The following is an 11,118-nucleotide window of genomic DNA, read 5'->3' on the forward strand; positions in this document are numbered from 1 at the left end:
CCCCTTTAGGGGCGGTCTGTTTGTAGCACAATAAAATTCAACAGGTAAATAGCTCCGTAGGAGCGGCCTGTATATGATTGACAGGAAGACAGGCCGCTCCTGACGGAGCTAATATCTGTTATGGTATTCTATCTACTACAAACAGGTTGCTCCTACGGAGCTTATCGGTAATACGTTTTTTTTTAAACCAAAGTGTTACAATAATTCTTAACTTAATGACATTGGTTTGTAACCTGAACCCGCAGGGAGTCGTGTAATGTTTACGCTGAATAGTTATACTTATTGAGGAGTTCCGCTGTTTTATTCTTTGCCCTGTACATCCGTTATGATGCCTTCAGACCAATCAATTATGGAATGAATATCCACGGGTTCTCCCCCGGCAGCCATTTTGCGCTGTCTGCCCTCAAGCAATTTTTTTGTTTCACCTTCCAGCATTAATGTGGCTTCTCCCTTTACCGCAGTAACAATAGTGGCGTACTCCGTTATCCGGACATTAAAAATTCCGTTATCTGCCACAATCTTTCCATTTAGGGTAAGAATCTCCAGATTTTTTTTCAAGTTTGCAAGGGAGAGAAATATTTGCCCTTTTTGGAGGTTAATTTTCCATGGATCAATAAAGTACATTTCGGTATTCGAATCCATGTTTACGCCAATCCCATTTTTAGTCGAAAATGAAGACTTCTCTCCGTCGCCGGTTTTGAGAACAACGCCGCTATGGAAGCGGTCAACAGAGGATACCTTTTTCCACTTATGATCTTCGGCCTTTTGTAATTGCATATTCCCATAGACGCGGGAAAGGTCTATCATTCCTCGTGTATGTGTAAAATAAAAATATGCTGCCGCGAGGGCGACAATACCAAGCCCAACAACCATACCAAGTAAAATAAACCCCTTTTTTGTTGGTTTTGCCACGAGTATCCCTAATTCATACAACAGGATCATTGGGGCGGCTGTCATTGTCTGGGTAAAAGGGTCTGGCGGTGTTACTATGGCAGCAATAATGAAAATAACAAGTATTGAATATTTTCTCCACTTAATAAAGTTATCTGCAGATACGAATCCTATCTTTGACAAAAGCAGCATTACAAGAGGTAGTTGAAATACCAGCCCAAGCGCGACCGTCAGCAGGAAAACAAACGACACATATTGTTGCATCGTAATGATGGGTTGAATGCCGGGGCCAAGGATGCTTATTAAAAATTGCAAGCCAAAGGGGATTAATAAATAATATCCGAAAAGCCCGCCCATAACGAAAGCAATGTATGAAACCGGGAAGAAAACGAGAATGTACCTTTTTTCCTTCGCATACAGCCCCGCGCTGACAAATCTCCATGCCTGATAAATGATAAGGGGATACATTAAAAAAATGGCGCTGATGAAGCACAGCTTCATGTATGCGTAAAAACCTTCCTGATAACTCAGCACTTGCAATTCGGTGGAAAGTCCCAGCTTATGCATAGCAATGCCATGAGGCCGCTTTACTATATCCAAAATGTGCAGCTTAAAGACCCAGCATAATATAAAACAGAAAATAATTGCGATGATAGAATAAAAGACTCTACGCCGCAACTCTTCCAAATGTGAGCCTAAAGGCATCCTGGCGTCTTCGATTTTCCCGTACTCTTCCTCTTTTATATCCACACAAAACCTTATTATTTCTCTGCGATGCTACTCGTTTTCTAATAAAATAAAGAGTTTCATAATACATCGATATTTCAGAAATTACAAGGAACAATTAACACCTCAATAAGTGCAATAGGTTGCTTTATTAAAAAGGAAAAGCCTTGAAAGATTTTTTTGTATATGTTAACATCCTACCTTTAAAATAGCGATTTTTGGTCTTTACTTTTATCTCAACCTTATTCATATTTTTAGTGAATTCCGAAGGAATCATTTATGGGCGTTGAATATCAGGGGAAATTAATCGGTACGGGCAGGACCTTTGGGATTATCGTGAGCCGATATAACGGTTTCATCACAAAACGTTTACTGGAAGGCGCGATTGATGGTCTTGTAAGGCATGGGGTAAAAGAAGAGGATATTGGCGTTTTTTGGGTACCCGGCGCTTACGAGATTCCCATTACCGCTCAAAAGGTTATACAAAGAGGAAAGTATGATGCCGTTATTTGCCTTGGAGCGATTATTCGCGGCGAAACGCCCCACTTTGATTTTGTAGCCAGCGAATCAGCGAAAGGCATTACGCAGATTGGTTTGTCCTCCGGAATACCGGTCATCTATGGAGTTATTACAACAGAAACGTTAGAGCAAGCAATTGACCGTGCTGGTGCGAAAACAGGAAATAAAGGCACAGAGGCCGCTTTATCGGCAATAGAAATGGTGAATCTCTTTGATCAAATATAAACCGGTGTAAAACCGGTAGCAAACATTATACGTTATCCCTTTTTCAACACTTCTCCCACCAGACGCCTCGATGTAAAAAAAGTACTGCATACTCAAGGAGTTCACAAAAGGATATTTCCCAAATGCTATAACCAGTTATTAAAACAAAAGTTATGAGTAAACATAGAAATCCCTGTTTGTAAGCCCTTACAGTATATTTTCATGCTGCCGCATGACGATTATTGATAATAATCCCGCATGTTCCCATTTGTGCAACTATTTATTTTCCCTTTATTTATCAAACTCAGAGACACATCATTATTCTTCATTAATTATGTTAATTTTTTTTATTTTGGTCTGAAAGTATTATATGCGCAACAGAACAATTGCCCGCGAGCTTGCCATTAAAGCGTTGTATCAGCTCGATTTACTCGGAGACAAAGCGGAAACGGAAATAGATGAATTCTGCCGGCAGAATGCGGAAAAACCTGATATATATAAGTTTGCCCTGTTGCTTGTCACGGGCTGCAGATCTCATGTAAAAGAGATCGATGAAAGAATTTCACTTTCCGCGGAAAACTGGGATTTGCACCGGATGGCCGTCATTGACAAGAACATCCTGAGACTTGGCGTGTATGAGTTGCTCTATAGAGATGACATCCCACCAAAGGTTTCTATTAATGAAGCAATAGAACTTGCCAAAAAATTCGGCGATAAAGATTCCGGGATGTTTGTTAATGGTATTTTAGATAAAGTATACAATTGGCTGAAAAACGGAAAACAGAAAGACACGATACAAGAGGAAAAAGCCCCTGATTTTGGCATTTCCGACTTACATATACACACAAATTTCTCCGATGGCACTGCAACGCCGGAAGAGGTTGTTGATGAAGCCATACGACTGGGTTTATCCGCAATTGCCATCACCGATCATGATACTATTCAGGGATTTTTGAGGGCAGACAAATACAATAAAGGGGGGAATTTGCAAATTATTCCCGCCATAGAAATTTCTGCATTTCTGGACCCTTCAGAAATACATATTTTAGGTTATTTTATTGATATTCATAATGATGCATTAATTGGATTAATGAAAAAGGCACGTGAGGACAGAATTGAACGTATTTACAAAATGATAGAAAAACTGCACGGGCTTCAGGTAGAGATCAATCCGGTTGAAGTGTTTGATCTTGCAGGGGAAGGTTCACCTGGACGTATGCATTTAGCAGAAGTAATCTGGCGCAACGGATATACCAGCACATTAGTGGATGCCTTTTATAAATACATTGGTGATAAAGCGCCCGCATATGTTCCCAAAAAAACCTTAACTCCACAAGAGGCAATAGAGCTGATAAGAGAAGCGAAAGGGGCTCCGGTGCTTGCCCATCCGGGACTTACACAACGGGATAATTTAATTGAGGACCTTGTAAGGTATGGTTTGCAGGGAATAGAAGTGTACTACCCTGCATATACTAAAGCTACCGTGGAGAAATACCTCAAACTCGCAAAAAAATATGACCTTGTGGCAACCGGCGGTTCCGACTTTCACGGAAAAAGAAAGGTTGACACTCCGATAGCAAAGATCTCTATACCGGGGAACCTTGTGAAACTGTTGAAACAGCGATGCCGCAATAATTGATTTTTTTTTAACATTTGAAAATACAAAAATACAAAAACAGGACAGGAATATATGGGAAAAACACAAAAGACTGAAGTAAAAAACGGCATTCAAAAGACCAAAAAGAGCCTTTGGTACCGCATCATAAACTACACCGTTGAACCGAGAAAAAAGGTTGTTATTGAAGAAGAAGGCACGATACGGCTGGTACCTTTTGATCAGGTGCCTGTGCTTGCGGAAAAAGCGGTGGTGGAAAAGCACGTTCCTGCTGAAACAGCCGTAGTGGAAAAAGCGCCTCCGGTGAAACCGGTTTTCGCCCCGCCTGAAATGTCCGTCCTGGAGAAAGCACCACCGGAAGAGCTTGTTGTTCCGGAAGAGATACCGGTTGTTGAGGAAATAAAAGAAAAACCCGTTATCAAAAAAGAACCTGTTGCTGTGCCGGGCAAGTTAAAAAAAGGGCTCGAAAAGACACGAGGCCGGTTTTGGCTGCGTTTAAAAGATTTTTTATCATTCAGACAAGGCATTGATGAATCAGCTCTTGAAGAATTGGAAGATATTCTCATTGGAGCGGATATAGGGGTGCGTCCGGTACAAAAACTTATCGAAGAAATACGCGAGGCATGGAAAGAGAAAGCAATTACCGAAACATCACAAATAAATGATTTTATCAAAGACCGCCTGAAGGACGGTTTGCATTCGTGGCAGACGGATATTCAATACGCAGATAAACGGCCTACCGTCATTATGGTAGTTGGCGTTAACGGGGTGGGCAAAACTACCTCCATCGCGAAGCTCGCGAGTTTTTTGATGAAGGAAGGCAAAAAGGTAATGCTTGCCGCAGGCGATACTTTCCGGGCAGCGGCAGTAGACCAACTGGATATCTGGTGCAAACGCATCGGGGCAGATATTGTAAAGCATCAAACGGGTTCTGACCCCGCCGCTGTCGCATACGACGCCATGGAAGCAAGCATCGCCCGTGGTGTTGATGTTTTAATCGTAGACACCGCAGGACGTCTCCATACCCACGATAATCTTATGAAAGAACTTATAAAAATAAAGAGGGTTATTAAAAAAAAAATACCCGATGCGCCGCATGAGGTATTACTGGTGCTCGACGCAACTACCGGACAAAATGCTATTTCACAGGCCAGGATGTTCAGGGAGGCCGTGGACGTCACCGGAATATTTCTGGCAAAACTGGACGGTACGGCAAAAGGCGGCATAGTGCTTGGCATGTGCAATGAAACAGAAATCCCTGTTAAATTTATCGGGCTTGGAGAACAGGCGGACGATATTGAAAGATTCAACCCGGACTTGTTTGTAGAAACCTTATTAGAACAATGACAAACGATACCATTTCCTTTAATATCTTCCGGTTTAATCCGGCCAGCGATAAGGAAGCATATTTCCAAAAATATGAAATACCGTTTACGAGAAAAGATCTCACTGTGCTGGAAGGGCTTGTTTACATTCAGCAGCATAGGGATGATTCTCTCGCCTTTCGGTCGTCCTGCCGTGCCGCCGTTTGTGGTTCATGCGCCATGCATATCAACGGGAAATACCGGCTTGCCTGTAATACTCTTATTTCCAAACTGAATACGAAGACGGTTACCATTCGCCCCCTCGCCCACATGGCAATACAAAAAGACCTCTTTGTCGATATGAAACCCTTTTGGGAAAAGTACGAGCAGATAAAACCATACCTCATGCCCGGAAGGCCATTGCCCTCTGAGTGGGAACAAATACAGAGTACGGATGAAAGATCAAAACTGAATGGGTTAATAGACTGCATATTGTGCGCATGCTGCCACTCTTCCTGTCCAATAACAGCGATGCACGAAGATTATCTGGGGCCAATGTCTTTTCTCAATATTGACAGATTTGTTTCCGACAGCCGGGACGGAGCACGGCAGGAACGGCTGGCTATTGTAAACAGTGAAAATGGCGTATGGCGCTGTCATTCTGTGTTCAATTGCCAGGAAGTATGCCCGAAAGACTTGAATCCTACTGGTTCTATCACAAGCTTGAAAAAAGAAATTGTAAAAGACAAGATAAGAAGTTGAACAACTTATAGCAAATGCTTCGCCCTTACACTTGTTGGAAATTTTCAAAATACTAAATTGTTATAAAAACTCTTTTTTGCAATGAACAGAAATTCAATGGACATGGAAAACAATATTCCCGTAAAACGTATTTGCGTATTTTGCGGGTCAAACAGCGGACAACGTCCCGCATATAAGGATGCGGCAAAAAAACTGGGAAAGGCACTAACCGCCCGCGGCATTGGGCTTGTATACGGAGGAGGCAGTGTCGGGCTCATGGGAGTTATTGCGGAAACCGTTATGCGCGAAAAGGGAGAGGTTATCGGGGTAATACCGAAGGCGCTTTTTTCCAGAGAAATTGTTCGCCGCGAAGTAACGGAATTTCACGAAGTTGCCAGCATGCACGAGAGAAAGACGCTGATGGTACAGTTATCCGACGCCTTTATCGCTATGCCGGGCGGATGTGGCACGATGGACGAATTTTTTGAGATTGTCACATGGTCGCAGTTGGAATTGCACGCAAAACCGATCGGCATACTTAACGTAGAAGGATATTTCGATCTGTTGCTGCAATTTATAGACCATATTATCAGAGAACGCTTCGCAAGACCGGAACATGGCCAGCTAATTCTGAGGTCGGACAACCCTGATGAACTTTTACAGATGCTTATTCAAAAAAAAACCCTTCCGCCGTCTGGTAAATTGATAGATTGGAAAGAGAGTTAAAAAAAAGAACTCTTGTAACATTTTAGTTTTTTGAAAAATTCCAATAATAGCGATGTTTTCCGCATAGTGTAAAGTGTAGGGGCGAAGCATTTGCTATAAATTATCATGAATGCGTTCATACCCAAACGGGCAAATGCTTCGCCCCTACTTTTTCAAAAATCTAACCTGTTGCAAACAAAGAGGTTTTGTTATGTGCCTTACCATTCCTGCAAAAGTACTATTCGTTGAAGATTCACCCGATAATTTGCCTGCAAGAAGAATTACTATTCGTGATTCAAAAGGCGAAAGATCGATAATCGCATTGCTTACTGACGTCCATGCCGGTGACTGGATTCTTTACGCCTCTGATACGGCGGTGGAAAAAATAAGCGAAGACGATGCGAGGGAAATACTGGATCTCCTTGAGCCTAAAAGTTATGTAGATATTTCGAAGCTCGATGCCGCATTTCTGGAGATACTCAAGGCTTGCCACACCAGAGAGCTTAAACGCGAAGAGATAATAAGGCTTCTCAGCACCAGCGAGGATGCGGAGATGACCGCCATGTTTTCAGAGGCAAATACCATAAGACAGGCAAGGATAAGGGATTTTTTCTGCATACACGGCATAGTAGAGTTTTCAAACTATTGCGTCAGGAACTGCCTATACTGCGGACTCAGAAGGGACTCAAAAAATGTCCGGCGTTACAGAATGACGCCGGATGAAATAGTAAATTCCGTGTATGACGCCGTAAACCACCGCGGATATAAACTTATAGTTCTCCAGTCGGGCGACGACTTATCCTATACCAACGAGATACTGTCCGGGATCATCAGAAAAATAAAGGAGAAGTGTAAGGTTTTTATATTTATGAGCGTTGGGGAACGAACGTCAGAAGGTTACAGAAAAATGAAAGATGCCGGGGCAAACGGCGTTCTGTTTCGTTTTGAAACTTCAAACAAGGCGCTCTATCATTCCCTTCACCCCGGCCAGTCATTCGATGATAGGATTGCGCTACTCATGGAAATGAAGAAGATGGGATATTTTATTGCCACAGGGTTTCTCATCGGGCTGCCCGGACAGACGGTTGAGGATATAGCGGATGATATAATAACTATTAAATCCATTGGCGCAAACATGGTGACCGCAGGCCCGTTTATACCCACAGACACCACTCCTATGGCTGTGCATCCGGCGGGTAGTGCGGCAATGACGCTTAAGGTAACGGCCGTTTCAAGATTGCTGATGCCAAAGGCAAAGATACCGGTCACTACCGCCCTTGAAACCATTGAAAATGAAGAAGGAAGACGGCTCGGACTCTCTTCAGGCGCAAATTCGCTTATGTTTAATCTGACGCCTGAGAAGTACAGGGGCGACTACAGGATATACCCAAATAAGTATCACGGGAAAGAAGAGATTTGGGAAAAATACGGACTTTATAAAGAAACACTTAGCTACAAGATGCTTGAGAAAAAGATGGCGGAGGCGTTTAAATAACCATATCGGCAACCACGGCGCTACATATACAGATTGAAGATTATTTAGAGATTGACAAATGAATGATATGGATACAAAGAAGGGTAAGCCTGTCGACTATTTACACGGCTTTAAAACATGACTAAAAAACAACTTGAAGACTATCTCTGGGGGGCAGCCAACATTCTGAGAGGAATGATTGATGCGGCTGATTTTAAGCAATACATTTTTCCATTACTGTTTTTCAAACGCATCTCTGATGTTTGGGATGAGGAATTTAGAAATGCTATGGAAGAACAGGAATTAAAAATTATCAAAAATCAGTGAAAGTTTTGTTTGACAAACTGAATTCAATTGGAATAGAAACAGGAAATAATTGAACTTGATAAATCAAATTGGAATGAAATAGCCATAGGTTTCATTGCAGATGAAATCAACGAAAAAGTTTTGTCACCTGCAAAATCTGGTTGTGAAAGATTTATAAGACCAGAGGATTTAGATGCAGGACAACTGTTTATTAAAAATTTCAGAAGCCCTGAAGATATAGGTTCGGGAAAATTATGTTATGAAGGAGACATAATTTTTGCGCGAAGAAACGTTTCAGTTTTTCAATTCAAAAGAAGATCTTCTGTTCTAACTTTTGATGCGGTTTGTTCAGATGAGTTAACTGTAATTCGGGAAAACGAAAAAATACTCACTAAAGGTTTTCTCAATTTAATTCTTAACACAACAAAACTTTGGGATACGCTATTTCTAAATCAGTCGGTTCTGTCTCAAATGGAAAGAGGATGAAAAGGCGAACTGAAAAGATTATTGCCGATTAGCTGTGTCATCTAAAAAGCTAAACAGGCAAAATGACAGAGCTGATTTGTCACAGATGATTGGCAAACGCCCTCAAGGCTTATGGAATCGAACCAATGGTATGGAGTAAAAGAGAGGGATATATAGAAAAACTTGTTGCTTAAGGAATAAATACCAATAATTTAGATGGAAAATAAAAGTTAAAACCAGTAGGAATTAATTGATAAATGAAGAAAGAGCCTTAAAGAACTGGTTATTGTTTTGAGATTATGAATCATGCAAAAAACATTTATAGACGAAGATAGATTTCAATCCTTGCTCACGAATACCCCCTCACCGTCGACGGCTATGCTGGCGGATGTTTTAAAAAAGGGCAGGGAGCTGAAAGGGCTTACCCCTGAAGAAGCGGCGATGTTGATAAACGTCATCGATCTGGAGTTAACCGAGGAGATATTTGACGCCGCCCGTTACATAAAAAATGCCGTATACGGCAGCAGACTAGTGTTCTTCGCCCCCCTCTATATCAGCAATTACTGTGTAAATGATTGCCTATACTGCGGCTTTCGTGCAGGTAACCCTGCAATGAGAAAAAAACTTACCATGGATGAGGTAAGAGAACAGACGGGCTGCCTCATAGAAATGGGACATAAGAGAGTCCTTCTTGAGGCAGGAGAGGATATCGGAAATAATCCGGTCGATTATATCCTTGATGCAATAGATGCCATCTATTCTGTGAGGAATGAAAAGGGTGAAATAAGAAGGGTCAATGTAAACATCGCCGCAACAACGGCTGAAAACTACAGAAGGCTCAAGGCCAAAGGCATAGGAACATACCAGCTATTCCAGGAGAGTTATCACAGACCTACCTACGAAAAAATCCACAATGGTCCCAAAAGTGATTACCAGAGACAGTTGTATGCCCTGGACAAAGCCTTTGAGGGCGGGATAGATGACGTAGGGATGGGCGTACTCTTCGGACTCTATGACTGGCGGTATGAGGTGCTGGGGCTGATATCCCATGCCGCTTACCTTTTTGAAACGTTCAGAACCGGCCCTCACACCATATCTGTACCAAGGCTCAGACCGGCCCATTCGGTTAATTTGAGACCCCCTTCCCCTGTAAGTGACAGCGATTTTCTGAGGCTCATAGCAATCCTTCGGATAGCCGTTCCTTATACAGGCATGATAATAACCACAAGGGAAAGTCCTGAGATCAGAGAGGCGGCATTCCGCATCGGGATTACGCAGGCCAGCGCCGCCTCAAGCACTACGCCAGGCGGATTGGGGAAGGGAAGGCCAAAAGGGGCTGGACAGTTTGAGCTGTCGGACAACAGGAGTCTGGAAGAAATAACCGTGAGCGCCATGAAGGAGGGCTTCATGCCCAGTTTTTGCACTGCCTGTTACCGCAGGGGCAGGACAGGCGCGGTGTTTATGGAACTTGCAAGACCGGGAGATATCCAGGAATTCTGCGGGCCTAATAGCATACTTACACTTATGGAATATATGGAAGATAACGCGTCTCCGGAAAGCAGACATTTAGGGCTGGAGATAATAAATAAGACACTGGATGCAATAGAGAACGCTTCTATAAAAAAGCAGACAGAGGATAAGCTTGCAAGGATAAGAAACGGGGAGAGAGATCTGTTTTTTTAACCGGGATCAAAACATCTGATGAGTTCGCCCGGTTCCGGAAAAGACCTCTATTGTTGAAAAAATCGCAGAACTTCTCAAAGACAGGGTGAATATAGCCGTTATAGAGGGCGATATTCAAACCGACCTGGATACTCAAAGGATAGCAAAACATGGTGTGCCCTGCTGAATATGACCTTGGCGAGGATATCAAGGTGGTGGTAATGAGTGTGACGGAGGGTGACGATAAACCGCTTAAATATCCCGCCCTCTTCAGAGTAGCCCGGCACCTTCTGATAAACAAGGTGGACCTTCTTGCGTATACTAATTTCGATATGGAAAAGGCAAAGCGAAACGCATTGGCAATTAATCCGGAATTAAATATAGTCAAACAAATCAGGTTTTCGAAATTTGCTCGCCAATAATTTGAAAATTTTCAGTTAAAAGAGTAGACAATTCATCTGTATACTCGTTAATATTTTTGAAAAAACTTAAACATTTGTTTTTAA

Annotated in this window: 11 protein-coding genes; 10 read left to right on the forward strand and 1 reads right to left on the reverse strand. The window is 42.4% G+C overall.

Annotated features, from left to right (window positions below; all coding sequences use genetic code 11):
* Positions 1-300: 300 nt before the first annotated feature.
* Positions 301-1,641 carry a twin-arginine translocase subunit TatC gene (gene tatC, locus QZT26_RS13835; protein ID WP_099325216.1) on the reverse strand — a complete coding sequence of 447 codons (1,341 nt, stop codon included), beginning with the start codon at positions 1,639-1,641 and terminating at the stop codon, positions 301-303.
* Positions 1,642-1,896: 255 nt separating this feature from the next.
* Between tatC and ribE the strand changes: the two genes are divergently transcribed.
* The 10 genes from ribE to QZT26_RS13885 all read left to right on the forward strand — a co-directional run bounded on the left by ribE (position 1,897) and on the right by QZT26_RS13885 (position 11,034).
* On the forward strand, positions 1,897-2,361 hold the full coding sequence (gene ribE, locus QZT26_RS13840) for a 6,7-dimethyl-8-ribityllumazine synthase (RefSeq protein WP_099325215.1): 465 nt from the start codon (positions 1,897-1,899) through the stop codon (positions 2,359-2,361).
* A 349-nt stretch (positions 2,362-2,710) separates the two neighbouring features.
* Entirely contained in the window at positions 2,711-3,979 is a 1,269-nt protein-coding gene (gene nusB / locus QZT26_RS13845; RefSeq protein ID WP_099325214.1) for a transcription antitermination factor NusB, read from the forward strand.
* A gap of 51 nt (positions 3,980-4,030) precedes the next feature.
* A complete protein-coding gene (ftsY, locus tag QZT26_RS13850) occupies positions 4,031-5,302 on the forward strand; it encodes a signal recognition particle-docking protein FtsY (protein ID WP_157820514.1) in 1,272 nt (423 codons plus the stop codon).
* Positions 5,299-6,021, forward strand: coding sequence for a succinate dehydrogenase iron-sulfur subunit (locus QZT26_RS13855; RefSeq protein ID WP_295102918.1), 723 nt, complete (start codon positions 5,299-5,301; stop codon positions 6,019-6,021). Before ftsY ends, QZT26_RS13855 begins: the two co-directional genes overlap by 4 nt.
* Before the next feature lie 96 nt (positions 6,022-6,117).
* A complete protein-coding gene (locus tag QZT26_RS13860; protein WP_099325212.1) occupies positions 6,118-6,726 on the forward strand; it encodes a TIGR00730 family Rossman fold protein in 609 nt (202 codons plus the stop codon).
* 190 nt (positions 6,727-6,916) lie between these two features.
* The gene (gene hydE, locus QZT26_RS13865; protein ID WP_295102921.1) at positions 6,917-8,200 is read left to right on the forward strand and encodes a [FeFe] hydrogenase H-cluster radical SAM maturase HydE; all 1,284 of its coding nucleotides are present in this window, start codon (positions 6,917-6,919) and stop codon (positions 8,198-8,200) included.
* Positions 8,201-8,317: 117 nt separating this feature from the next.
* A complete protein-coding gene (locus QZT26_RS13870; protein ID WP_295102924.1) occupies positions 8,318-8,506 on the forward strand; it encodes a type I restriction-modification system subunit M N-terminal domain-containing protein in 189 nt (62 codons plus the stop codon).
* 120 nt (positions 8,507-8,626) lie between these two features.
* Positions 8,627-8,971, forward strand: a complete 345-nt coding sequence (locus QZT26_RS13875; protein WP_295102927.1) for a hypothetical protein — start codon at positions 8,627-8,629, stop codon at positions 8,969-8,971.
* 285 nt (positions 8,972-9,256) lie between these two features.
* Positions 9,257-10,633 (forward strand): [FeFe] hydrogenase H-cluster radical SAM maturase HydG, encoded by a 1,377-nt coding sequence (gene hydG, locus QZT26_RS13880; RefSeq protein WP_295102930.1) that lies wholly within the window; start codon positions 9,257-9,259, stop codon positions 10,631-10,633.
* Positions 10,634-10,782: 149 nt separating this feature from the next.
* Positions 10,783-11,034, forward strand: coding sequence for a GTP-binding protein (locus QZT26_RS13885; RefSeq protein ID WP_295102931.1), 252 nt, complete (start codon positions 10,783-10,785; stop codon positions 11,032-11,034).
* Positions 11,035-11,118: the final 84 nt, after the last annotated feature.

Origin of the sequence: uncultured Candidatus Kuenenia sp., from assembly GCF_900696675.1 — a bacterium.
Lineage (GTDB): Bacteria > Planctomycetota > Brocadiia > Brocadiales > Brocadiaceae > Kuenenia > Kuenenia stuttgartiensis_A.

Excerpts from the sequence above, each read along its gene's own strand:
- hydG (WP_295102930.1), top strand. The coding sequence starts at position 9,257 with ATGCAAAAAACATTTATAGACGAAGATAGATTTCAATCCTTGCTCACG.
- hydE (WP_295102921.1), top strand. The coding sequence starts at position 6,917 with ATGTGCCTTACCATTCCTGCAAAAGTACTATTCGTTGAAGATTCACCC.
- QZT26_RS13855 (WP_295102918.1), top strand. The coding sequence starts at position 5,299 with ATGACAAACGATACCATTTCCTTTAATATCTTCCGGTTTAATCCGGCC.
- QZT26_RS13870 (WP_295102924.1), top strand. The coding sequence starts at position 8,318 with ATGACTAAAAAACAACTTGAAGACTATCTCTGGGGGGCAGCCAACATT.
- ftsY (WP_157820514.1), top strand. The coding sequence starts at position 4,031 with ATGGGAAAAACACAAAAGACTGAAGTAAAAAACGGCATTCAAAAGACC.
- QZT26_RS13885 (WP_295102931.1), top strand. The coding sequence starts at position 10,783 with ATGGTGTGCCCTGCTGAATATGACCTTGGCGAGGATATCAAGGTGGTG.
- ribE (WP_099325215.1), top strand. The coding sequence starts at position 1,897 with ATGGGCGTTGAATATCAGGGGAAATTAATCGGTACGGGCAGGACCTTT.
- QZT26_RS13860 (WP_099325212.1), top strand. The coding sequence starts at position 6,118 with ATGGACATGGAAAACAATATTCCCGTAAAACGTATTTGCGTATTTTGC.
- nusB (WP_099325214.1), top strand. The coding sequence starts at position 2,711 with ATGCGCAACAGAACAATTGCCCGCGAGCTTGCCATTAAAGCGTTGTAT.